Genomic DNA, 23,582 nt, shown 5'->3' with positions numbered 1-23,582 from the left:
TCACGGAATACCCTCTGCTCAGCGGTCGTAGGCCGTAGCCTATTCTCTTCGTTCGGTACCACATTCTCGTTGCGACGGGGTCACAAGAACTGGATCAGTGTCAGGACACCTGCCAGTGTCACCCAGGCCAGGCCGCGAGACGCAACGGCCGGCCGGCGTCGTCGAAGCTGGCCCCGGCGCCCCTGGCGGCGCTTGAGGAAAGTGTGCCGTGGATGAGCTGGGCGAGCTCACTGATATCAGCCTCCGGGAAATAGTGTTCCGCCATCCCGGGCGGTACGTCGAACGCTTCACTCGTAGATGGTCGGGATAGCCGGTTCGCCGGGCTGCAGCCGGTCCACGACCCGGGGCAGCTCCGCCATGGAGGCCGTGTGCCGCTCCCGCGCCCGCCTCACCGCGTCCGGCCCGGTCCAGCCGGGCAGGAGTTCGCCGTCCATCATGAACTGCTGCAGGAGCGGTCGGCCGTTCTTGCCGTCCGCTGGGGGATGCTCCACGCCGAGGACCTCATGGGTGGCCGTGCCGCGGTCATCCAGGCGGCGCACCGCGAACTTGCGGCCGCCCACGTTGATCTTGTCCTTCGAAGTCTTCGCGACGGCAACGAGCCCGCCGGAGTCGCCGGCCCGGCTCACCAGCTTGTAGACCATGCCGGCGGTGGGCGCCCCGGAACCCGTCACCAGCGATGTGCCGATCCCGTAGGAATCGGCCGGCGCTGCCCGGAGCGCGGCGACGGAGAACTCGTCCAGGTCCGAGGTCACCACGATCCTGGTGTGCACATTGCCAAGGCTGTCCAGAAGTTCGCGGACCCAGCGTGCCTGCGCCACGAGGTCTCCAGAGTCCAGCCGGATGGCCCCGAGCTTGTCTCCGGCGAGGTCGACGGCGGTGCGGACAGCCGCTTCGACGTCGTACGTGTCCACGAGCAGTGTGGTGCTTGCCCCCAGCGAGGCAAGTTGCGCCGCGAAGGCCTCGCGCTCGGAGTCGTGGACCAGAGTGAAGGAGTGGGCCGCGGTGCCGACGGTCTGGAGGCCGTAGCGCCGGCCGGCGGCCAGGTTGGACGTGCCGGAAAAGCCCGCGATCACGGCCGCGCGGGCCGCCGCCGCGGCCGCTTCCTCATGCGTGTGGCGGGAACCCATCTCAATGCAGGGCCTGCCGCCGGCGGCACTGGTCATTCGGGACGCGGCCGAGGCGATGGCGCTGTCGTGGTTCAGCACCGACAGGACGTAGGTCTCCAGGACGCAGGCCTCGGCGAAGGTCGATTCCACGATCAAGACGGGGGAGTGCGGAAAGTAGGCCTCGCCCTCCGGGTAGCCCCAGATGTCACCGGAGAACCGGAAGGCGGACAGGTGTTCCAGCGTGTCCTGATTAACCACCCCGGTGCCGGCCAGGAAATCGAGGTCGTCCTGGTTAAAGCGGAAGTCCACGATGCCTTCAAGGAGTCGGCCGGTGCCGGCCACGATCCCGTACCGGCGCCCGGCCGGGAGCCCGCGGGCAAAGGCCTGGAAGACGGACCGGCGGTGTGCGGCCCCGGAGTGGAGCGCCGCCTGGAACATGGTCAGCTCATAGTGATCAGTAAACAGTGAGGTCCGGGATCCGTCCGGTCCGGCCGAAGTGTCCATGATTCACTCTAGGGCGGGGCGGTCCGGAAAAGGAGGCCGCCCGGGCCAGCGTTTGGACGAACTCAGACGCTGCAGCCGTCGGGGCCGCAGGCGCCCGCCGTAACCGCCGGCATGAATCTTCGCGATGGCTTGGGAATGATTCGGCGGCCCGGGCCGCTCCAACGCCGCGCCCGGGCCACCTGCCCCGGCTTCAACCGCCTCATCATCGAGACGCACCGCCGTGGTCTTTCCAGAATTACCCCGCCACACCCCCACGGTAAGGGACCTAAGACCCCCCCACGTTGCAGAGGCGCTGCAGCCGCGCACTCGGGGTCCGAGGCCCGTAGGCGTGGAACCCTCCCCCGGACCACGAACTCCGCGGACAGGTGCGGGGGAACCGACAACCGGTACGGCCCGCCCCCAAAACTAAGCGGGCCGCACCGGAGCCCCGCATCCGGCCACCACGATTTGACCTGCAAAACGGCCGAAAATATGGTTTCAATACGGCACCCCGATGTTTCCCGCCAAAGAACATTGGGGCTTTCCATGCCCGGGCGCAGGACTCCCGCTCACCGGGTAGGCAGGAACCCTCCGGATCCAGGCCTCGATCCGCGGCGCCGGTTCAGCATCGAGCCATGCCCCATCGGCTCCGTCCGGGTCGCGTCAAGGGCAGCGGCGAGCCGGGCCGCAGCGCCGGCACGCTGGGCCGCTGTCTGCGGCCCGGTGCGGTCCTGGCTGGTGCAGTCCGCCAGGGCAACGGTGACTTCAGCGACCAGGTCCGGGGATCGACCGGACCGGTAACCGGCACCGACGGAGACCTCGGGACGATTCAGCGCACCGATGACCAGCTCAGCGACCTCCGTCCCGCGCGCCATGCCGAGCTTCATCAGCATCGACGCGACCATATTCTTCACGGTCTTTTCCGCAAGAAACATCTCCCGGCTGATCTGGCGGTGGCTCAAACCTCTGGCCAGACCGAGGGCGACGGAGGCTTCCCGGTTCGACAGACGCAGGAGCGTCTCCTCCGGACGGTCAGCTCCCCCGACACCTGGCCCAAAAGCCCTGGAAGGAACCGACTGCTGTAAGCGGTCTGTCCGGCCAGTACCCGGCGGACTAAGCTGAGCTGCTCGCCGCTGTCATCCAGCTTGGACAAGCAACCCCACGCACCGGCCAGGACAGATTCAATCAGCACGGACTCGTCGTCGTCGCCGGTCATCAGAATACAGCGAATGGGAGGGTCCGCCGCGGCGACGGCCCGGCACACATCCACACCGGAACCGTCCGGAAGATCATCATCAAGAACCGCCATCACCGGCCGTAGAGCAGGAATCCGCCGGGACGCCTCCCGCGCTGACCCGGACTCCCCGGCCACGACCAATCCGGCCGACACAATCAGATGGTGCAGACCACGCCGCACAACCTCTTGATCGTCCAGCACGTAGACCCCCCCCGCCTTGAGCCCCCTCGGACGCACCGGGTTTCGGGTCAGTCATCATTGCTGTTCCGATCTGTCGCCTTTGACTCGAAGGCGCTGTTAGCGAATCGCTGAAGCGGGCCCTACACCGATGCGGGATGAACCCCGCCCAAGGCCACCAGCCTCTCCCGCTAGACCCGCGCTCACGCGGCCCACGACCGGGCGTGTCCTCACACTTGACCCCACGGCCTCCCGCCCCACTGCTCTGGCGTTCGGACCCGGCAGTGCTGCTGCGCACTGAGGGAACCACACTGAGCGATCACCCTATGCCGCCGCAAAGATCGACGACGGCCACGTCCAGCGGCGTCGAGGTATGGGAAGCCGCACAGCTGCCCGCCGCTGCAGAACAGACATACGCCAAGGATTACCAGCGGGCAGGGAAGACATTTTGGCTGCGTTGGGGAGGGATGCGAGATGCTGCCCCAAGCACATTGGACCCTCGGCGGGCTGGGGCCTGGTGTACTGCAAGGACCTTCGCCCCTATTCAAGAAACTCATACAAGCGATTAACTGGGTCTAGACCATGCGCGAAAGAGGAGACGGATAATGGGAGCATGCGATGTTTGCGGTAGCCCCGACGGAAAGACGTTCACCGTCTCCATGGGCAACCAGACTGGAACTTTCGACAGCTTCGAATGCGCCATACATATGATGGCGCCGGCGTGTGAAAACTGCGGCTGCCGGATCATGGGGCATCCGGTCGACAGTGAATCGGGCGTGTACTGCTGCATCCACTGCGCCAAGGAAGCAGGAAACCCGCACAAGCCCGCCAAGGCGGAAGCTTCCGGCCTCGCCGTTCCGCCGCAAAGCACATCCTCCGCCCGCTAAGTCCGTCCATTTCTCAACGGCCGGGGACAGCGGGTCTCACGCCCCTCCGACGCAGATGTCCACCCCGCAAGGGCGGACTAGACCGCTACAGCGGCAAGCACCACAAAACGCGACATGCTGACTCCTGCGGGGGATTGGCCGTGCCCGGGCCGGCCCACTCACATCGGCTCGATCGAGGTGATGGGCATTGAGGTGGCCCGGCACAAGCTTGAGGCTCGCCGCCTCATCGGGTACGTGCCACAGCAACTCTCCGCCGACAGCGCACTGACAGCCATGGAAACGTGACCATCTTCGGCTAGGCCGTTCGATGTGCCCCGCCGCCAACGCCGCCAGGTCGTCCAATCAGCACTCGAAGCCGTTGGCCTGGCCGACCAGGCCGACGAGACCGCCAGCACGTTCTCCGGCGGCATGATCCGTCGCTTGGAACTTGCCCAGGCCCTGGTCAACGCGCCGCAACTGCTCGTTCTCAACGAACCGACCATCGGACTCCACCGGCTTGGCATCCGTGAAGCAGGGGAATTGCAAGCTGGCCTTCAGCGACATCTTCGGGGCAACGCTTTCCTGCCCGCCCTGTTCCTGGTCGCAGTCCTCATCACCGGCAAACCAGTCCTGCCCAAGCCCGGGCCACCGGCATCTACCTGACCGCCGTGGCGATCCTGCTGACCCTTACCTACGTGCTGGGCCTCCTCTTCCGGCCGAAAAAGAAGCGCCTGGGCATGGGAACCGACTCGTTGGTCGTCCTGATTCTCTACGTGATTGGGTGTCCGGGCTCTTCGCGGTGGCCACGATGTCCTGACGACACGGGGCCGGGTCCAGGGTCAGGCGCCGAGAAGCTTGATCAAGCCGTGGGGTTTCGGGAGCAAAAGGCCTCCGCCGCCCCTCCCGGGCCAGCCGTGCGGGGCGAAAGAGCCCTCTCCGAAGGAGGGCCGACCCGTCCCGGCGAATAACCCCATCGGCTCTTTCCTGCAGCCATTCGCGATCATGATCGTTGGACAATGGCGGCCCGGTCGCACCCCTCGGATTCGCGGCTCACCGCAGCGGACGCACTGAGCCCGGTGAGAAGGTAGGGGTCGCTGAAGGCAAACAACGCGCTTCGACTCCAGGTCATTGACCTGAAGTCGCGGATGCCGGATTACGGGGCTATGGAAAGTGCGTGGCGTGGCAGTAAAGGGGAAGCCCCACCAGCAATGCTGAAGGGGCTTCGACTGTCTTGATTCCGTTATGACGAACATCATCTCCCGAACTTGCGGGAATCCTGGCGCTTCCTGCCTCGTCACCGGCAGACCACGGAGGATCAGATCCACCGTGCGTTCAAGGGTTCCCCTGTTGTTCGTTCCCGTCCTTCTTTCGAAGAACGTATTAACAGTGATACGCCTAGTTTTTCGGTGGCGCAAGAGCCGAATCTCCCCGCGGCCGCGGGCTTTCCCGAACGGTGTCGGTGAGTCACATGAATGCAGGAGGATTCTGCTTGGCGGACCCCACGGGTCGCTAACCGCAGAACATGCAGGTACCTTCGCGATCTCCCTAAGAGAAGGCTCGGACGGCCGGAATTCGGTTCCCTTGCGAGATTGTTTGGCAGGGCGCGGCCGGCATCGTTTCCCGGGGCATCTACCAGGGCAGAGGCGATTCTTTGATTTCCTGCCAGATGTCGCTGATCTGGGTCCAGGGCAGCAGCCCCGTAACGCTCCGGCCCCGGTCCGGGGAATGACGCGCCGGAACGTCGACCTTTCCGACCGGGGATCGTACGCCCCACGGTTGGCGCCCCAACCCGGCTGTACCTCTCCGGCGTCCCGGTAACGGCTCATCACGTCGTTCCCACGGGAATCCACGTCGTACAGGCGTCCCTGCCACTGCACGTAGCGGCCCAACACCCGGGAGCCGTCCGGATAGTAGTCAAGATCTTCCAGCTTCACCGGTTCCGGAGACACTGCTGTGGAAAAGGGTCCGCCGAGCTGGGCGCTGGGGCCTCCACGGCCCCCAGCGGAAGGACGCGCATGGTAAATCCCTACTTCGCATTTATCATGGCGCCTTGGGGGTTGTTCCTTTTTGTGTGCGGCATTCTCCTGTAGCCCAAGAAATGGCTGGGCTTCCTGGCGCTCGACAGTGTCGCGCCCGGCGAACCACTCGAACATTGGCCGGTCATTCCTTAGTCCGCAAATGCTGGCGGCGTCCTTCTGACCAGGCAACCGGTCGCAAAAAAGCACATAGCCGCCAAGAGCACGTGTTCTTGGCGGCTATCGCAAAAGGTCTCACAGTGGGATCAGGAACTACACATTGAACCTAAATTCAACCGCATCGCCTTTCAACGCCTATGGTCTATGGTGGCCCTCCTCGGGCAGAAGGTCCTCTTCACCATCGGCGACTACCTGGGACTTTACAACGAGGCCTTTGGCACCTCGCGCAAGGCGAGTGAGCCGCCTAAGCATCCCGATCGGCTGATCGTGAGGTTGGAGGCGTTGGACGGCAAGTTCGATCACTGGCGTCCTGCGGAGATCCTTCTCCGCAGCCCCGCTAAAGTCGAGAAGCTATCGCAGTCCACGCTGAGCAACTTCGAGAACCTTACTCGGAGGATCAACGAGACGCACGCGTGATCAGTAACCCATGCGATGCGGTTACGCAGCTGGTCGCCGGGTTGCCTAGGCACGAGAGCACTTGGCGGCCGTGCCTTGGGCCTTATGCCACCCATCTCCCCTTTCAACGTTCGTCAGTCGATCTCCTATCAGATGGACTCCCGCAAGGACCTGATCACCGTCCGCTCACTACCGGACGATGGGCTTGATCGTCACGCCAGTTCCATCGTGGGATAGCACGAAGACGCGGTTGACCAGCTAAAACGCTGCTCCAAGGAGACCCACCTCCTGTTTCAACATTCACTGGAGCGAACTGCAGCCTGATCCTGGGCGCGCTGCTGCTGGCCGCACGCAGTCTCCGCTTTCCGCGGGCGCCGGCCGCCGCGGCCGCGCTGGCCGGGCTGGCATTGTTTGTCCTGATGGTAGGCCCGGATGCCAGCGTCCTCCGGGCGGCGCTCATGGGTGCGATCGGGCTGGCATCCCTGTCCGGCGGCAGGACCGGCCGCGGGCTCAGTTTCCTTTGCCTGGCGGTGATCGGACTCCTGCTGGCCGACCCGGGCCTCGGGATCAGTTTCAGCTTCCTGCTGTCCGTCCTGGCCACGCTCGGCATTGTGGTGGCCGGTCCGTGGATCATGGAATGGTTGCCGGCCGGTGTTCCGCGCTGGTTGGCAGGGGGCCTTGCGGTTCCGCTCTCCGCGCAGCTGTTTTGCGGCCCCGTGATCGTGCTGTTGCAGCCCCAGTTTTCGTCCTATGCGCTGGTAGCAAACATAGTGGCAGCGCCCCTCGTGGCGCCCGTCACCATCCTCGGCACCGCGGCCGTGCCGTTGGTGCCGCTCGCGCCATGGGCGGCAGCGGTGCCCATGGCGGTGGCCGGAAGTTGCGCTGGTGCCGTCGCCGCCGTTGCCAGGTTCTTCGCGGCGCTTCCCGGTGCGGCTCTTGAGTGGCCGGAAGGGCCCCTTGGTGCCGCCACCATGGTGCTGCTGTCCGCCTGCACCGTGCTGGTGCTGCGGCTTGGGCTCCGTCCGCACGCCACCTGGCGCCTGGCCATTGGACTGCATGGAAAGACCGTCGAATTCCTGGACACTTGGCTGTCGCGCTCTCGCCGGGTGCAGGTTCGCGCGTCATCCCGACGGAGTGGCATGGCGGACCGCTGCAGAGGTCTCCCGCGGCGGTCTCCGGGCTTTGACGCAGGCCGCCGCCGTGGGAGTCTTAGAGGTACTAATCCAAACTCCGGGAGGAACCAAGAGTGGCTGCTGCGCAGAAAGCACGATCAAGGCCTGCGACGTCGGCCACCGCCACCTGGAGGGATGTGACGCCGGCGCTGGTGGTCCTGATTGGCGGGCCCGAGGAGTACCTCGGCATCCGCGCCATGGACCGGATCAGGTCCCAGGTCCGCGCAGCCGAGCCCGATGTGGAAATCACCAGGCTCAACGCCGGGAGCTACGAGGCCGGGTCCCTGGCCATGAATGTCAGCCCCTCCCTCTTTGGCGAGTCCAAACTGATCGAAGTCGAGGCTGCGGAAACGATGAATGACGCGTTCCTCGCTGATGCACTCAAATACCTTGCGGGTCCTGAACCCGACGCCGTGCTGGTGGTCCGCCACGGGGGCGGAGTCCGGGGTAAGAAGCTCCTGGATGCCATCAAGACTGCCGGCTGGCCGGTGGTCGATTGCCAGCCTCTGAAAAAGGACGCGGATAAGACGGCGTTCGTAGTGTCCGAGTTTAAGGCGGCATCCCGGCGGATCGAGCCCGAGGCCGTCCACGCCCTGGTCAACGCGGTGGGGGCCAACCTGTCGGAGCTCGCTGCCGCTTGCAGCCAGCTTATTGCGGACGCCGCCACCGCCGTGGATACGGGCATGGTGGACCGCTATTACGGCGGCCGGGTGGAGGCAACGGCCTTCAAGGTTGCCGATGCGGCCATGGCCGGCAACGGACCTTTGGCGCTTTCGACCCTCCGGCACGCCCTCGCCACAGGTGCGGACCCGGTTCCGCTGGTGGCTGCACTGGCAGCCAAACTCCGCACGGTCGCCAAGGTGGCCGGGGCGCAGGGATCCTCCGCCCAGATCGCCAGGCAGCTGGGCATGCAGCCATGGCTCGTGGAACAGGCGCAGCGGGACGTACGGCGCTGGACCCCCGACGGCCTCGTCCGCTCCATCCAGGTCACCGCCGAGGCCGATGCCCAGGTGAAGGGTCTCTCCCGGGACCCGGTGTACGCCGTGGAACACGCCGTCACCGTCATCGCGACATCGGTGCGCCGGTAGCTTGCTGCGCTGCGCCGCCGGTGCGGCGCAGCGTGAACCGCGAATGGGGCCGGGTTCCGTCCGCGGCGGCTCAAGCCCGGAATGCGTGAACGCGAAGTGCATGGACCCGAACTGTGTTAAATGGATGTGGCCGGCACCCCACAGGGTGCCGGCCACGATCATCAGTTCAGTTGAACCGGAAAACCTTAGAGTGCGTTGACCTTCTTGGAGATCGCCGACTTGCGGTTTGCGGCGTTGTTCTTGTGAAGAACGCCCTTGCTGACAGCCTTATCCAGCTTTCGGCCAGCAGCAACCAGCGCAGCAGTAGCGGCATCCTTGTCGGTGGACTCAACGGCGGTGTTGACGGCGCGGATGGCCGTCTTCAGCTCAGACTTGACTGCGTTGTTACGCAGGCGTGCCTTCTCGTTGGTGAGGATGCGCTTCTTCTGGGACTTGATATTAGCCACGTGTGAACTCTCTTTTTAATGCGGAAATGGTCTAGAGGGCTTTCAGGTTGGCCATTGACTGAGCGGCGTGGGGATACCTATGGCGGCCAACCATCAGTGGCCGTCGACCTGCACGGACACACAGCTGTCAATAATAGCAGACCCAATGCAATGCTGCCGATCCTCCTGATCCCCGGCACGGCGGGTAGATCCGGCGCCGGAAGGGCTCAGCTCCAATCATGCCGTTCACGGAGTGCTGCGGCCACACTCTCAAAGCGCTTGCGGTCGAGGATGGCTCCTTCCCTCCGGATGTCACGCGGGCTGATCTGCAGGATGCGGTCCAGTTTCGCTTCGCTGGGACGGCGCTGCCCGTCCCAGCTGCCCGTGCCGATGTCCACGTAGTTCTCGTCATTGCGGCTGTCCTGGTCGTGGTCCTTACTGGTGAGCATGAGTCCCAGCAGGTAACGCCCGCTGCTTCCGATCAGCAGCACGGGACGGTCCTTGCCCTGCGAGTGGTCCTCTTCGTACGGAACCCACGTCCACACCACCTCGCCCGGTTCCGGCTCGCCGTTGGGGGCGGGGGCGTACTTGATGGTCGCGGCGCCTTTGAAGTCGCCCGGGTATTTTCCGCTGGGGCCTCTGACTTCACGTGCGGGGAGGGTGCCCGCCGGACCGGGCCGGTGTGGGGCGGGCCTGACCTGGCCGGACCCGGCAGGGGGCCGGCCGGTGCGGTTCCCATCCAGGAAGCGGATGACGGTTCGGACAGCGTTGCCAAGGGAGCGCAGGTTCAGTGCCATCCTGCAACGATACTGCCGAACGGGAATCACAACTGTTGCAGGGGAGGCGCAACCGCCCGGCCGCCGTGGGCGCCGCCAACCGCTTACACGGAACCGGAGACGCGCAAACAATGCACCGACTGGGTGCCGGACGTGGGACACTATAAGTCCACGTGCGGCAGGTCCCGCGATGGCTTCGGCCATCCTGATCAAAGCCGCGGAAATGCCAACAGTAAGGACCCTGCGTGTCTCCCATGGCCCGCACCGCCCCGGTGCCCGCCGCAACAGATCCGGCCATCATCCGGAACTTCTGCATCATTGCGCACATTGACCACGGTAAATCCACTCTGGCCGACCGCATGCTGCAGTACACCGGCGTCGTTCAGTCCCGCGACATGAAGGCCCAGTATCTGGACCGCATGGATATCGAACGTGAGCGCGGCATCACCATCAAGTCCCAGGCTGTCCGCATGCCCTGGGAAGTTGACGGCACCAGCTACGCGCTGAACATGATCGACACCCCCGGCCACGTCGACTTCACCTATGAGGTCTCCCGTTCGCTGGCCGCCTGTGAAGGTGCAGTACTGCTCGTCGACGCGGCCCAGGGCATCGAGGCCCAGACCCTCGCCAACCTGTACCTGGCGATGGAAAACAACCTCACCATCATTCCGGTCCTCAACAAGATCGACCTCCCGGCAGCCCAGCCCGAAAAGTACGCGGCGGAACTCGCCAGCCTGATCGGCGGCGACCCCGACGACGTGCTCCGTGTCTCCGGCAAGACCGGCATGGGCGTCGAGGTCCTGCTCGACAAGATCGTCCGAGACCTGCCGGCCCCCGTCGGTGACCCGAACGCCCCGGCCCGCGCTATGATCTTCGACTCCGTCTACGACACCTACCGCGGCGTGGTCACCTACGTCCGCGTGGTTGACGGCATGCTGCACCCGCGCGAACGCATCCAGATGATGTCCACCCGCGCCACCCACGAACTCCTCGAGATCGGCGTGAGCTCCCCGGAGCCCACCCCCTCCAAGGGCCTGGGCGTCGGCGAAGTGGGCTACCTCATCACCGGTGTGAAGGACGTCCGCCTGTCCAAGGTGGGCGACACCGTCACCAATCTGGCCAAGCCTGCCACCGAGTCCCTTCCCGGTTATGCGGATGCCAAGCCGATGGTGTTCTCCGGCCTCTACCCGCTGGACGGCACCGACTATCCGGTGCTCCGCGATGCGTTGGAGAAGCTGATGCTCAACGACGCCGCCCTCATCTACGAGCCGGAAACCTCAGCCGCACTTGGCTTCGGCTTCCGCGTGGGCTTCCTGGGGCTGCTGCACCTGGAAATCACCCGTGAACGGCTCGAGCGCGAGTACAACCTGGACCTGATCTCCACAGCCCCTAACGTGGAGTACGAGGTGACGCTGGAGGACAAGAAGGTTGTCCATGTCACCAACCCCAGTGAGTACCCCACGGGCAAGGTCGCCGAGGTCCGGGAACCGATGGTGTCCGCCACCATCCTGGCGCCGAATGATTTTGTCGGAGCCATCATGGAGCTGTGCCAGAGCCGCCGTGGCGTTATGGGCGGCATGGACTACCTGTCCGAGGACCGGGTGGAAATCCGGTACCGCCTCCCGCTGGCCGAAATCGTCTTCGACTTCTTCGACATCCTGAAGTCCAAGACCCGCGGGTACGGCTCGCTCGATTGGAAAGCCGACGGCGATCAGGTTGCCGACCTGGTGAAGGTTGACATTATGCTCCAGGGTGAACAGGTGGACGCCTTCAGTGCCATCACCCACCGCGACAAGGCCTATGCCTACGGTGTGATGATGACGGGCAAGCTGCGCGAACTCATTCCCCGGCAGCAGTTCGAGGTGCCCATCCAGGCGGCCATCGGTTCCCGGATCATCGCCCGCGAAAGCATTCGCGCGATCCGCAAGGACGTCCTTGCCAAGTGCTACGGCGGTGACATCACCCGCAAGCGCAAACTCCTGGAAAAGCAGAAGGAAGGCAAGAAGCGCATGAAGATGGTGGGCCGCGTCGAAGTGCCGCAGGAAGCCTTCATCGCAGCGCTCACCACGGACGAGTCCAAGGACAAGGCGAAGAAGTAGTGATGAACGTGGCCCGAACCTCCGGAGGCCGCCGCAATGCCTAGCGCTTTGCCCCTCGGTGACCCCGCGCCGTCGGACGGCCTGCTTCCAACGCAGGCTGCCGACGGCGCCCACCAGCGCGGATTCGGGCTGTACGTCCACATCCCCTTCTGCGCCGTGCGCTGCGGCTACTGCGACTTCAACACCTACACGGCGACCGAACTCGGCGGCGGGGCGTCCCAGGACGCCTACGCCTCGACGGCCATCGCCGAGGTGGAGTTCGCCGCCAAGGCACTGCAGGCCAGCGGGCTGCCGGACCGCCGGCTGGGCACAGTCTTTTTCGGCGGCGGCACGCCTACGCTGCTCCCTGCAGAAGACCTGGCGCGCATCCTCACAGCGGCTGTGGGCGAATGGGGGCTGATTCCCGGCGCGGAAGTCACCACCGAAGCCAACCCGGATTCCGTCACCCCGGAATCGCTGCAGTTGCTGGCGGATGCCGGCTTCACACGTGTGTCCTTCGGGATGCAGTCGGCGGTTCCGCATGTGCTGAAGGTGCTTGACCGCACCCACACGCCCAGCCGCGTGCCGCAGGTAGTTCGGTGGGCACGGGAAGCCGGACTCGCCGTCAGCCTGGACCTTATTTACGGAACGCCGGGGGAGTCCCTTGAGGATTGGCGGTACTCGCTCGAGACGGCCCTGTCCTACGGACCGGACCACATCAGCGCCTACGCGCTGATCGTGGAGGACGGCACCAAGCTTGCGGCGCAGATCCGCCGGGGTGAAGTTCCCGGGATCGACGACGACGACCACGCCGCCAAATATGAGCTCGCCGACCAGATGATCTCCGAAGCCGGCCTCCACTGGTACGAGGTCAGCAACTGGTCGCGCACCCCGGAACAGGCCTGCCGGCACAACCTTGCTTACTGGCGCGGGGACGACTGGTGGGGGATCGGCCCCGGCGCGCATTCGCACGTGGGCGGTGTCCGCTGGTGGAACGTCAAGCACCCCACCGCCTATGCGGGCAGGCTCGCAAACGGGGCGTCGCCGGCGGCCGGGCGGGAAACGCTCGACGCAGAAACCCGGAACGTTGAGCGGGTCATGCTCGAAGCCAGGCTCAGCACAGGACTCGAAGTTGCCGGGCTCGGAGCGTCAGGACGGCACGCCGTCGCGGGGCTCATCGCCGATGGCCTGGTGGATCCCGCCATGGCGTTCAAGGGACGGCTCGTGCTCACGCTCAAAGGCAGGCTGCTGGCCGACGCCGTGGTCCGAAGGCTCCTTCCCGACTGAGCCGGCGCGGGCTCAGCCTGGCTGGGCTTATCCGGTACCGGTTCGGCCGGTTACTTGATCCAGCGCAGGTTGAAGTCGTAGCGGTGCGGCTGGCCGCGGTTGACGTGGATTCCGGCGGCGACGGAGAAACACGTCACTGCAATCCAGATCAGGGTGGCCAGCACGGCGAAGATGTTGCCCACAACAGGGAGCATTACCAGGATGTTGCAGAGGACGGCCGCGATGGTGGGCGGCAGGGTGAAATTCAGCGCTTCCTTGGACTCCTGCGCCGTAAACGGTCCGCGGTCCTTGAAAATCAGGTAGATCAGCAGGGACGGCACGCACCCGAGGATGCCGCCAAAGTGCGCAAGGGTTGCCCATTGCCGGTCTTCGTTGGCCGTCAGCGGCAGTGCATTGGCGGGGACACCATGATACTGGGGCTGGCCATGGCCGGCCTGATTGTCCCTTTGTTCACGTGCGTCTTCTGCCACGGTGTCGTCCTTCGGATTGCAGTAGTGCGGTGGTGCCGGAAAAGCGGACGCTGCCCAAGAGCAACAACCGCCGTATCAAGAATACTGGGTCGGCGGCTCATTCGGAGAGTTCAACAGCCCCCCACGGCGCTGTGTACCTCCCCTACGGCACGGTGAGGAAGTCGATGACCTCTTCCACCCGGCCCAGCAGGGACGGTTCCAGGTCCGCATAACTCCGCACAGCGCCCAGCAGCTTCTGCCAGCCCAGGCCAATGTCCTCCTTCGTTTCGTGGGGCCAGCCGAAGGCCGTGAGGATCCCTGTCTTCCAGTCCACGCCGCGGGGAATCACCGGCCACGCCCCAATGCCCAGCACGCCCGGGCGGATCGCCTGCCACACATCAACATAGGGGTGGCCCACAATCAGGACGTTGCCCGCGGCGCCGGGCGAGGCCATAACAGCGTCGGCGATCCGGGATTCCTTCGAATTTTGCACCAGGTGGTCCACAAGGACGCCCAGCCGACGGCCGGGTCCCGGCCCGAATGCGGCAACGGCGGCCGTGAGGTCGTCAATGCCATGCAGGGGTTCGACGACGATGCCTTCCACCCGGAGGTCGTCGCCCCAGACCTTTTCCACGAGTTCGGCGTCGTGCTTGCCTTCCACCCAGATCCGGCTGGCCTTGGCCACTTGGGCGCGTTGCCCTGCAACGCGCACGGAACCCGAAGCAGTCCTGTTGGATCCTGCCGGCGCTGCCTGGGCGCGGGGGGCGGGCGGCATCAGCCGGATGGGCAGGCCCTCCAGCAGGAATCCGTAGCCGAGCTTGAAGGTGCGTGACTTCCCCCGCCGGTCCTCGAGCGCCACGATGTGCATGCCGCCGGACTTTTCCACCCTGGTGACCGCGCCGACCCACCCGGACTGCACGTCCTCCAGGACCATGCCGCGTTCCACCGGCACCTCGGGTAGCTCCGTTTTCCGGGGGGCCGAGATGTCCTGTGGGCCCCAGTTCTGGTACGACATCGGATAGACACAGCCTTGCGCTAGAAAAAATAAACAGGAGAAGCGAATCAGGGCGGCCGTGCCTTCGCGAATGTTCACGTCCAGTCCCGCGCCCGGAGTTTCGCCCGGAGCGGTACCAATGCTAACAACGCGGTGACTCATATTAGACTGGTTAGCACTTAGACATGACGAGTGCTAACGGGAACCGGCATTTGCCCTTGGTGCAATGCCCGGCCCCCGCCAGGGAAGAGCCGATCGGAGGTGGAGAATGAGCGAACCACGCAAGCTGGAAGTGTTGCGCGCCATTGTGGAGGACTACGTCCATTCCCGCGAACCTGTTGGCTCCAAGGCGCTGGTGGAACGGCATCACCTTGGCGTTTCCAGCGCCACGATCCGCAATGACATGGCCGCCCTGGAAGACGAGGGGCTGATCACCGCGCCTCATACCAGTGCCGGCCGGATCCCCACGGACAAGGGCTACCGGCTCTTCGTGGACCAGATTTCCGCCGTCAAGCCGCTGTCGCAGGCTGAGCGGCGCGCCATCCAGACCCTGTTGGAAGGGTCCGACGACCTTGACGATGTCCTGGAACGGACTGTGCGGCTGCTCTCGCAGCTGACCAACCAGGTGGCCGTGGTGCAGTATCCGCACCTGAGCCGGGCCTTGGTGCGGCACATCGAGTTCGTGCTGCTGGCGCCGCGCCAGGTCCTGATCGTGCTGATCGCGGACACCGGAAAGGTTGAGCAGCGCGTTATCGACGTTGGCCAGGACATCGGCGACGATGCCCTCTCGGACCTTCGCACGCGTTTCCTTAGGAGCCTGGCGGGCACCCCGCTCAGCGTTCTCCCGCAGGCGCTTCCCGCCGTCGTCGCCGGCTCCGAACCGGCGCGCCGCCATGCCGCGCAGGCGCTGGCGCGGGGCCTGGACTCGCTTGCCAGCAGCACGCGCGAGGAACGGATGGTCATGGCCGGAACGGCCAACCTCGCACGATCCAACGTTGATTTCCCGCTGAGCATCGGTCCGGTTCTCGAAGCACTCGAGGAACAGGTGGTCATGCTCCGGCTCCTCAGCGAGATGGCGCAGGATCCCCGCGGCGTGACCGTCAGCATCGGCCGCGAGAATCCGTACGACGGCCTCGCCGAGGCATCGGTGGTGGCCACAGGCTACGGTCCCGGTTCAAGCGCCAAGGTTGGCGTCCTCGGCCCCACCCGGATGGACTATCCCACCACGATGGCCGCGGTCCGTGCCGTGGCACGCTACCTTTCCAGGATCCTCGGACCGTGACCGGTCCGGTATCAGCCAACCAGGCCTCCGGGTCCCGGCCTCCGGGTCCCGGCTTCCGGGACATGGCAGAAGCATCACAGGCAGTACAACCAGGAAGAGATACGAACTTTGAGCAGCCACTACGACGTTCTTGGAGTCTCACCCGAAGCGACGGGCGAAGAGATCAAGAAGGCCTACCGAAAGCTTGCGCGCACTTTGCACCCGGACGTCAATCCCGGTGAGGACGCTTCGGACCGCTTCAAGGCTGTCACGCACGCCTACGAAGTGCTGTCCGATCCCCAAAAGCGCCGCGTGTACGACACCACAGGCAACGAAAACGGCACCGATAACGGTTTCGGCGGAGCGGGATACGCGGGCCAGGGCTTCGCATTCCAGGACATCTTCGACACCTTCTTCGGCGCCGGCGGTTCCTCCGGGCCCGCCTCACGGGTACGCCGCGGCCAGGACGCCCTCATCAGCGTCCGGATCGACCTTCGCGACGCAGTTTTCGGCGTCAACAAAAAGCTTGAAGTGGACACGGCCGTTACCTGCCCCACCTGCGAGGGATCCTGCTGCCGCGCCGGCACGCACCCCGAACGCTGCGACATCTGCGGCGGCAGCGGCCAGGTCCAGCGGGCGGTCCGCTCCATCCTCGGCCAGGTCATGACGGCAGCACCGTGCGGCTCCTGCGAGGGCTTTGGCACCGTCATCAAGGACCCCTGCAACGAGTGCAACGGGCAGGGCCGGATCCGCAGCCGACGGACGCTGACGGTCAAGGTTCCCGCCGGCGTCGCCACCGGAACCCGCATCCAGCTCGGCGGCCAGGGCGAAGCCGGACCGGCCGGTGGTCCCTCAGGTGACCTCTATGTCGAGATCCGGGTCAATAGTGACTCCACCTACCTGCGTGACGGCGACGATCTCCACGCGACCCTCAGCATCCCCATGACTGCCGCTGCCTTGGGCACGGAACTCAGCCTCGAGACGTTCGACGGCAAGCAGGAAATCGACGTCAAGGCCGGCACCCAGTCGGGTGAGGTCATCACCCTGCGCGGACTCGGCGTCACGCATCTCCGCGGCTACGGCCGTGGCGACCTGAAAGTCCACCTGCAGGTGGAGACCCCCGCCAAGCTGGATTCAGCACAGGAGGACCTGCTGCGGCAGCTCGCCAAACTCCGCGGTGAGCAGTACACCGAGGGGAAACTCGCCGCCAGCGGCGGTGTCTTCGCCAAGCTGCGGGACCGGCTCGGTAACCTGTAGCGGTGAGCAACCCCGTCTTTTTCGCAAGCCCCGGAGCACTGGACCAGCAGGGCCCCGGCACGCACTTCGTGCTGCATGGACCCGAGGCCAGGCACGCCGTCACCGTCAAGCGGCTCACGGTCGGGGAAGCCGTTGACATAGCGGACGGTGCAGGCAAACGGCTCACCGGTACCGTCGCGGCCGTTGGCCCGGGGGAGCTGACCGTGGAGTGCACGGCACTCGAGACGGAAGAACGCCCTGCACTGCGGCTGGTCCTGGTCCAGGCGCTGGCCAAAGGCGACCGCGATGAACTCGCTGCAGAAACCGCCACTGAGCTCGGGATCGATGCGATCATCCCGTGGCAGTCCGAACGCTCCATCGTCCGCTGGAAAGCCGAACGGGCGGCCAAGGCGCACGCCAAATGGCAGTCCGTGGTGACCGCAGCCGCCAAGCAGGCGCGCCGGGCCTGGATCCCGGAGGTCCGCGCCGCCGTAGACGGTGCCGGACTGCAGGCCGCCGTGTCCGCGGCGGACCTGGCGGTCATCCTCCATGAGGATGCGGTCCGGCCGCTCCGCAACGTGCTGGAGGCCTGGCGCGACGGCGACGGCGAAAATTCCGACGGCGGGGCTCCCGGCGGCGGGCGTCACGGCGACGGGGGGAACGACAGTTCCGAGCCGAGAGAAATCCTGCTCATCGTGGGCCCGGAAGGCGGCATCAGCCCGCGGGAGGTCACCAAGCTCTGCAGCGCCGGCGCGGTGACCGCACTGCTGGGCCACCACGTGCTGAGGTCATCCACGGCGGGACCCGCTGCCACGGTGCTCGCGAGCGACATCCTCGGCCGCTGGTAGCCCCCTCTCTTAGCTGTCAGCCCGTTCCTGCGCGGTCGTCCGTATTGTGTTACGGCATGTGAGGCGGCACCTGTGCAGTGAGCCGGTACACCGACACGTGGCTGCGAGATTCCGCAGTGAATTCGCTGCGGTCCCAGCCCGCCCACCTGGATTCCAGCTCGAACCCGGCTAGCCGTGCCATGAGATCGAGCTCACTGGGCCAGATGCATCGGTGACCGTTCGTTAAACCGCCGCCTGCTCACTTGACGGTGAAGCCCCGGGTGTCCACATTCATTTCCCGGGCGGGCTGTCCCGGGTCGATCTGGGAAATGCGGACCTCGTAGTTCCCCGGCGCCAGGTTGACGTTCAACGAGAAGAGCCCGGACTGGGTGGCCTCCGTCGACGCCGTCAGCTCGCCGCTCAAATAGGCGGTCTTGTCACTGCTGCCGGCAACCCGCAGGATCTTCCAGCGGAGTTTGCCTCCGGGAAGGGTGCTCCGTCCGCTGATTTTGACACTGCCGTCCGGAACGCTCACACCCTCCTGCGGATCGATGATCCAGACGGGGGCAACCATGCCCATGGCGCGGGCAGTGGGAGTGCCCAGCTTGACGTGATTGAAGGCCACGTAGTCAGTATGTCCGTCGACCAGGATCACCACCTCGATCTGCTGTCCGGAGTCCACCAGCCCTGAGCTGGCGCCGGCGGCAGTCGCCGTGTAGACCAGCTGCTGGATGGCACGCTTGGCCATGTCGTCGTCAAGGTTGCTGTTGAAGGCGTCCGGCGAGACATCCACTGTGATGACGTTCTTGCCGGATATGGAGGTGGTGAGTTTCTTGGGGTTCTGCCACGGCGTGAAGAAATCGGGGTCCAGGGGCTTTTCCGACATCATTGAGCGCAGAGCCCGCGTGACGGGGTTTTCCTGTTCGGGGACGTCCCGGAATTCGCGGTAGAGGAATACGTTTTCGTTGCTGCGGCCGATCCAGTACACCGGGGCCTTGTTGGAGGCTTGAGTGGTTTCCAGCGGGGCACTGGTGGTCGGGACGCCGGCGGTGGCAGATCCGGTCATGACCTGCGGCGTGCCGGCCGCGGTGTTCGATTCGGGCTGCGGCGTGGCAACGCAGGCGGAGAGCACCATGGCGGCAGGCAGCACAAACAGGAGCATTGCGGACCGTGTCCGCCCGCCTCCCGATGTCCGGCGTCGTCCTGGTTTCGTCATCTCCATAGTGCCCGGGGTTCCTCCGCCCTGTCCTGTATACGTCGTCGCTGAAGTCGTTTTCGGCGACGCAATGCCGCCATGAATTCCAGCATTACACATGGTTTGCGGCCGCCAGCGGCGTTTGCCGACGGTCAGCCGAACTGCAACGGGAACGATATGAGGCCGATACGAAGTTGATACCTAATTACGGGAACATGCAACGAAACGGTTGCAGGCCGGGCCCCGAAAGCCCGGCCCCGCGGCCCCGCTACGGTGTACTGGCGTAAGATAAGAGGACTCGGCCCGGCACGGAGCCCGACGCTGAAGCAGCGCCGGGGAAGTGACCAGGCGGAGCGACAAATTTCCTAACTGGAGGGGACCAGAGGCCCGCAGGCCGGCACCATGACTGAAGCAACAAACGGAAGGCCCCGGTTCAGCGCCGGCGAGCGCACCAAAGGTGAATTTCCTCATAGTCTTCCAGGTGTCCGGACGGAGGTGGTCATCTTCGACAACTCCGAACAGATGGTCCAGTCCCTGGGCAGCCACGACGAAGCCCTCCGGTTTATTGAGGAACAGTTCCCTGCCGTGGATTTCCATGTCCGCGGCAACGAACTTGCCATCAGCGGCCCCACCGCGGACGTTCCCCGGATCATGCGCCTGCTGCATGAAGTGCGCGGCCTGGTGGACAGGGGAACGGTCATTACGCCTGCTGTCCTGCAGCAGCTGGCGGCCCTGCTCCGCAGCCAGTCGCTGCAAAATCCCGTCGAGGTGCTGACCTACAACATTCTCTCCAGCCGAGGCAAAACCATTCGGCCCAAGACGCTGAACCAGAAGAACTACGTGGACGCCATCGACGCGAACACTGTGATCTTCGGCATCGGCCCCGCCGGCACCGGCAAGACGTTCCTCGCCATGGCCAAAGCTGTCCAGGCCCTGCAGCAGAAGGAAGTCAGCCGGATCATCCTGACCCGGCCGGCCGTTGAAGCCGGTGAGAGGCTTGGGTTCCTGCCGGGCACCCTGAGCGACAAGATCGATCCTTACCTGCGTCCGCTCTACGACGCCCTGCACGACATGATGGACCCCGAATCCATCCCGCGGCTGATGGCAGCGGGCACTATTGAGGTGGCCCCGCTCGCCTACATGCGCGGACGCACCCTGAACGACGCCTTCATCATTCTCGACGAAGCCCAGAACACGACGCCCGAGCAGATGAAGATGTTCCTGACCCGGCTTGGATTCGGTTCAAAAATGGTGGTCACCGGGGATGTGACACAGGTGGATCTGCCGTTTGGCACCAGGTCTGGGCTGCGGATCGTCGAGGAGATCCTGCAGGGAATCGACGACGTCAACTTCAGCGTGCTGGACGCCTCCGACGTGGTCCGGCACCGGCTGGTCGGCGACATCGTCAATGCGTACGGGGTCTGGGACGAAGCACAAAGGAACCGGGTCAAGCACTCCGTGTCCAGAGAAAAACGGGGAGAGCACGCATGAGCATCGAAGTAAACAACGAATCCGGCGTCCAGGTTGATGAAGCCCAACTGGTGGCCTTGGCCCGGTTTATCTTCGAACGGCTCTACATCCACCCCCAGGCGGAACTCTCCGTTCTGCTGGTGGACGAGCCCGCCATGGAGAAGCTGCACATCGAACTGATGGATGAGCCCGGGGCCACCGACGTCCTGTCTGTCCCCATGGATGAACTCACTCCGGGCACGCCGGACAAGCCCACGCCCCAGGGCATGCTGGGCGACATCGCCATTTGCCCGCAGGTGGCAGAAGCCCAGGCCCGGACCGCCGGACATTCCACCCAGGATGAGATGCTCCTGCTCACCACCCATGGCATCCTGCACCTCCTGGGCTACGACCACGCCGAACCGGAGGAAAAGGCCGAAATGTTCGGTCTCCAACGCGAACTGCTTGAGGGCTTCACCGGCAAAGAAGCTCCGTCAGAGACGATTCTGTGACCCCACTGATCCTGGTCGGCATGGCGCTGGTTTTCCTCAGCTTCGCTGCCCTCCTGACCGCGGCCGAATCCGCGTTCAACTTCCTGCCTCGTCACGACGCCGAGGACGCCATCCTCCGAAGCAACGGCCAGGCCCTGAAGCGGATCCTGGACCAGCCGGTCGCGCACATGCGGTCCCTGAGGTTCTGGCGGATCTGGTTCGAAATGGCTTCCGCAGTGGCGGTGGCGGTGCTCCTGCACAGCCTGTTGGACAGCGTCTGGCTCGCCGGGCTCGCCGCCACCGGCATCATGGCCCTGGTGGGCTTCGTCATCGTCGGAGTGTCACCGCGGCAGCTGGGCCGTGTACACGCCGCGGGCGTCGTCAGGTTCACGGCGCCGGTCATCCGCTTCCTGTGCTGGGTGCTGGGCCCCATCCCCGGCTGGCTTGTCGCGCTGGGAAGTGCCGTGGCTCCGGGCGCACGCGGCGGCGACGACGCCTTCTTCAGTGAAGAGGAATTCCGCGAACTGGTGGACCGGGCCACGGAATCGGACATGATCGAGGACAACGAGGCCGAACTGATCCAGTCGGTGTTCGATTTCGGCGACACTCTGGTCCGGGCCGTGATGGTGCCCCGTACGGACATTCTCAGCATCGACGCCGGCTCGAGCCTGCACCGGGCCATGTCGCTGTTCCTCCGTTCGGGTTATTCCCGGATCCCTGTCATCGGCGAGAACACTGACCAGATCCTCGGCATCGTGTACCTCAAGGACGTTGCAGCCGCGCTGCACAGCCTCGGCCCCGACGAGGAACCGCCCATCGTGGATGAACTCGCACGCGAAGTCCGCTACGTTCCGGAGTCCAAGCCGGTCAGCGACCTGCTCCGTGAGCTGCAGAAGGAATCCACGCATGTGGCCATCGTCATCGACGAATACGGCGGCACGGCCGGCCTGGTGACGCTCGAAGACCTCATTGAGGAAATCGTCGGCGAAATCGTCGATGAATACGACACCGAAAGCGCGGAAGCCGTTGCGCTCGGCGACGGAAGTTACCGGGTCAGTGCGCGGATGAGCATCGATGACCTCGGCGAGCTCTTCGATGTGGAACTCGACGACGACGAAGTCGACACCGTGGGCGGCCTGCTGGCCAAAGCCCTCGGCAGGGTTCCCATCGTGGGCAGCACGGTGGAGGTCCACGGCGTGTCCCTGCGGGCCGAGCGGCTGGAAGGCCGCCGCAACAGGGTCAGCCACATCATTGCGGCGCCCGTTGCAAAGGGCGCCAGACCAGAAGAAACTGACCTTGAAGACCTACTCGACGAGGCCGAAACAACGCAACAGGGAGTTCCACGTGAGCAAGCAGAATAAAGCGGACGGCGGCGAGGCCTTCGGCGGCTTCCGCGCCGGATTTTCGATCCTCGTGGGCAGGCCCAACGCCGGAAAGTCCACCCTTACGAACGCGCTGGTGGGCAAGAAGGTGGCCATCACCTCGGCCAAGCCGCAGACCACCCGCCACACCATCCGCGGGATCGTCCACCGGGACGATGCCCAGCTGATCCTGGTCGACACCCCGGGCCTCCACCGGCCCAGGACGCTCCTCGGCAAACGCCTGAACGATCTTGTGGCGGACACGTTGTCCGAGGTGGACGCCATCGGCTTCTGCCTGCCTGCCAACGAAAAGATTGGCCCCGGTGACCGCTTCATAGCTGCCCAGCTGGCTGCGGTCGGGAAGAAGCCCATCATCGCCATCGTGACCAAGGCCGATACGGTGGACCGGCAGGCACTGACCGAGCAGTTGCTTGCCGTGGCTGCCCTCGGGCGCGAAGTCCTCGGCGAGGACGGCTGGAAGGATATTGTGCCGGTGTCCGCCACGGACGGTTTCCAGGTGGGCACAGTGGCGGATGTCCTCATCAGCCACATGCCGCCGTCGCAGCCCTTGTATCCCGACGGGCACCTGACGGACGAGCCCGAAGCCGTCATGGTGGCCGAGCTCATCCGCGAAGCTGCCCTGGAGGGCGTCCGGGACGAACTTCCGCACTCCCTGGCCGTCGTGGTTGAAGAGATTGTTCCCCGCGAAGGCAGGCCCGAGGACAGCCCCTTCCTCGACGTCCGCGTGAACCTCTACGTCGAACGCCCGTCCCAGAAGGCCATCATCATCGGCAAGGGCGGCGCAAGGCTTCGGGAAGTCGGTACCAACGCGCGCAAGGGCATTGAAGCGCTCCTCGGAACACGGATCTACCTGGACCTCCACGTCAAGGTAGCCAAGGACTGGCAACGCGATCCGAAGCAGCTCGTCAAGCTAGGCTTCTAGCCCGGCCCCCCTTTGCAGCCCACAGGGTGGGCCCGGCGCATCGGGCGTTTTCCCAGTCTCGGCCACTAAAATGGACCGAACCCCGTTTCA

Annotated in this window: 22 protein-coding genes and 2 pseudogenes; 14 read left to right on the top strand and 10 right to left on the bottom strand. The window is 65.1% G+C overall.

Annotated elements, in window-relative coordinates; all coding sequences use genetic code 11:
* Positions 1-118: 118 nt before the first annotated feature.
* The 4 genes and pseudogenes from FCN77_RS26375 to FCN77_RS27740 all read right to left on the bottom strand — a co-directional run.
* Positions 119-268 (bottom strand): annotated as a pseudogene (locus tag FCN77_RS26375) (TetR/AcrR family transcriptional regulator); the annotation flags it as partial.
* Between the two features lie 19 nt (positions 269-287).
* Complete coding sequence (locus FCN77_RS14685) at positions 288-1,610, bottom strand: nicotinate phosphoribosyltransferase (RefSeq protein WP_137322871.1); 1,323 nt, start codon at positions 1,608-1,610, stop codon at positions 288-290.
* Between the two features lie 548 nt (positions 1,611-2,158).
* On the bottom strand, positions 2,159-2,551 hold the full coding sequence (locus FCN77_RS14680) for a LuxR C-terminal-related transcriptional regulator (RefSeq protein ID WP_254678567.1): 393 nt from the start codon (positions 2,549-2,551) through the stop codon (positions 2,159-2,161).
* Positions 2,548-2,979, bottom strand: coding sequence for a response regulator (locus FCN77_RS27740; protein WP_368074341.1), 432 nt, complete (start codon positions 2,977-2,979; stop codon positions 2,548-2,550). The genes FCN77_RS14680 and FCN77_RS27740 overlap by 4 nt, the downstream gene beginning before the upstream one ends.
* A gap of 683 nt (positions 2,980-3,662) precedes the next feature.
* Between FCN77_RS27740 and FCN77_RS14665 the strand changes: the two genes are divergently transcribed.
* The 5 genes from FCN77_RS14665 to holA all read left to right on the top strand — a co-directional run bounded on the left by FCN77_RS14665 (position 3,663) and on the right by holA (position 8,720).
* Positions 3,663-3,890, top strand: a complete 228-nt coding sequence (locus FCN77_RS14665; RefSeq protein ID WP_254678566.1) for a hypothetical protein — start codon at positions 3,663-3,665, stop codon at positions 3,888-3,890.
* Between the two features lie 309 nt (positions 3,891-4,199).
* Positions 4,200-4,532: an ATP-binding cassette domain-containing protein gene (locus tag FCN77_RS26370; RefSeq protein ID WP_217496151.1), complete on the top strand. Its 333-nt coding sequence runs from the start codon at positions 4,200-4,202 to the stop codon at positions 4,530-4,532.
* Between the two features lie 1,676 nt (positions 4,533-6,208).
* A complete protein-coding gene (locus FCN77_RS14655) occupies positions 6,209-6,481 on the top strand; it encodes a hypothetical protein (protein WP_137322867.1) in 273 nt (90 codons plus the stop codon).
* Positions 6,482-6,726: 245 nt separating this feature from the next.
* The gene (locus tag FCN77_RS14650; RefSeq protein WP_368074340.1) at positions 6,727-7,773 is read left to right on the top strand and encodes a ComEC/Rec2 family competence protein; all 1,047 of its coding nucleotides are present in this window, start codon (positions 6,727-6,729) and stop codon (positions 7,771-7,773) included.
* Complete coding sequence (gene holA, locus FCN77_RS14645; protein WP_137322866.1) at positions 7,707-8,720, top strand: DNA polymerase III subunit delta; 1,014 nt, start codon at positions 7,707-7,709, stop codon at positions 8,718-8,720. Before FCN77_RS14650 ends, holA begins: the two co-directional genes overlap by 67 nt.
* 185 nt (positions 8,721-8,905) lie before the next feature.
* Here holA and rpsT read toward each other — a convergent pair whose 3' ends face one another.
* Together rpsT and FCN77_RS14635 are read right to left on the bottom strand one after the other, a co-directional pair.
* On the bottom strand, positions 8,906-9,166 hold the full coding sequence (gene rpsT, locus FCN77_RS14640; protein WP_108598327.1) for a 30S ribosomal protein S20: 261 nt from the start codon (positions 9,164-9,166) through the stop codon (positions 8,906-8,908).
* Positions 9,167-9,372: 206 nt separating this feature from the next.
* Entirely contained in the window at positions 9,373-9,942 is a 570-nt protein-coding gene (locus FCN77_RS14635; RefSeq protein ID WP_137322865.1) for a type II toxin-antitoxin system PemK/MazF family toxin, read from the bottom strand.
* A 224-nt stretch (positions 9,943-10,166) separates the two neighbouring features.
* On the opposite strand from FCN77_RS14635, the gene lepA reads away from it, so the two are divergent.
* Positions 10,167-12,020: a translation elongation factor 4 gene (gene lepA, locus FCN77_RS14630; RefSeq protein ID WP_175417269.1), complete on the top strand. Its 1,854-nt coding sequence runs from the start codon at positions 10,167-10,169 to the stop codon at positions 12,018-12,020.
* 36 nt (positions 12,021-12,056) lie between these two features.
* Entirely contained in the window at positions 12,057-13,286 is a 1,230-nt protein-coding gene (hemW, locus tag FCN77_RS14625; protein ID WP_137322864.1) for a radical SAM family heme chaperone HemW, read from the top strand.
* A 50-nt stretch (positions 13,287-13,336) separates the two neighbouring features.
* Here hemW and FCN77_RS14620 read toward each other — a convergent pair whose 3' ends face one another.
* Positions 13,337-13,756 (bottom strand): DUF4870 domain-containing protein, encoded by a 420-nt coding sequence (locus tag FCN77_RS14620; RefSeq protein ID WP_137322863.1) that lies wholly within the window; start codon positions 13,754-13,756, stop codon positions 13,337-13,339.
* 142 nt (positions 13,757-13,898) lie between these two features.
* The gene (locus tag FCN77_RS14615) at positions 13,899-14,750 is read right to left on the bottom strand and encodes a DUF3097 domain-containing protein (protein WP_137322862.1); all 852 of its coding nucleotides are present in this window, start codon (positions 14,748-14,750) and stop codon (positions 13,899-13,901) included.
* Positions 14,751-14,997: 247 nt separating this feature from the next.
* Between FCN77_RS14615 and hrcA the strand changes: the two genes are divergently transcribed.
* The 3 genes from hrcA (at position 14,998) to FCN77_RS14600 (ending at position 18,074) form a co-directional block, all read left to right on the top strand.
* Positions 14,998-16,011, top strand: coding sequence for a heat-inducible transcriptional repressor HrcA (gene hrcA / locus FCN77_RS14610; protein ID WP_137322861.1), 1,014 nt, complete (start codon positions 14,998-15,000; stop codon positions 16,009-16,011).
* Between the two features lie 108 nt (positions 16,012-16,119).
* Positions 16,120-17,247, top strand: coding sequence for a molecular chaperone DnaJ (dnaJ, locus tag FCN77_RS14605; protein ID WP_137322860.1), 1,128 nt, complete (start codon positions 16,120-16,122; stop codon positions 17,245-17,247).
* Positions 17,248-17,249: 2 nt separating this feature from the next.
* Positions 17,250-18,074 carry a 16S rRNA (uracil(1498)-N(3))-methyltransferase gene (locus tag FCN77_RS14600; RefSeq protein WP_137322859.1) on the top strand — a complete coding sequence of 275 codons (825 nt, stop codon included), beginning with the start codon at positions 17,250-17,252 and terminating at the stop codon, positions 18,072-18,074.
* A gap of 49 nt (positions 18,075-18,123) precedes the next feature.
* On the opposite strand, the pseudogene FCN77_RS26965 reads toward FCN77_RS14600, so the two are convergent.
* Both FCN77_RS26965 and FCN77_RS14590 read right to left on the bottom strand, forming a co-directional pair.
* A pseudogene (locus FCN77_RS26965) lies at positions 18,124-18,288 on the bottom strand (SAM-dependent methyltransferase); the annotation flags it as partial.
* A gap of 24 nt (positions 18,289-18,312) precedes the next feature.
* Positions 18,313-19,215, bottom strand: coding sequence for a GerMN domain-containing protein (locus tag FCN77_RS14590; RefSeq protein WP_175417268.1), 903 nt, complete (start codon positions 19,213-19,215; stop codon positions 18,313-18,315).
* Positions 19,216-19,650: 435 nt separating this feature from the next.
* On the opposite strand from FCN77_RS14590, the gene FCN77_RS14585 reads away from it, so the two are divergent.
* Genes FCN77_RS14585 through era form a run of 4 tightly spaced genes read left to right on the top strand, consistent with a single transcriptional unit; the run spans position 19,651 to position 23,492 of the window.
* Positions 19,651-20,739, top strand: coding sequence for a PhoH family protein (locus FCN77_RS14585; protein WP_137322857.1), 1,089 nt, complete (start codon positions 19,651-19,653; stop codon positions 20,737-20,739).
* A complete protein-coding gene (ybeY, locus tag FCN77_RS14580; protein WP_137322856.1) occupies positions 20,736-21,209 on the top strand; it encodes an rRNA maturation RNase YbeY in 474 nt (157 codons plus the stop codon). Before FCN77_RS14585 ends, ybeY begins: the two co-directional genes overlap by 4 nt.
* On the top strand, positions 21,206-22,549 hold the full coding sequence (locus FCN77_RS14575; RefSeq protein ID WP_137322855.1) for a hemolysin family protein: 1,344 nt from the start codon (positions 21,206-21,208) through the stop codon (positions 22,547-22,549). Before ybeY ends, FCN77_RS14575 begins: the two co-directional genes overlap by 4 nt.
* Entirely contained in the window at positions 22,533-23,492 is a 960-nt protein-coding gene (gene era, locus FCN77_RS14570; protein ID WP_137322854.1) for a GTPase Era, read from the top strand. The genes FCN77_RS14575 and era overlap by 17 nt, the downstream gene beginning before the upstream one ends.
* Positions 23,493-23,582 lie beyond the last annotated feature (90 nt).

It is taken from the genome of Arthrobacter sp. 24S4-2 (assembly GCF_005280255.1).
Taxonomy (GTDB): Bacteria; Actinomycetota; Actinomycetes; order Actinomycetales; family Micrococcaceae; genus Arthrobacter.
The sequence above is the reverse complement of the archived record's forward strand: the minus strand, read 5'-3'. Positions and strand labels throughout refer to the sequence as shown.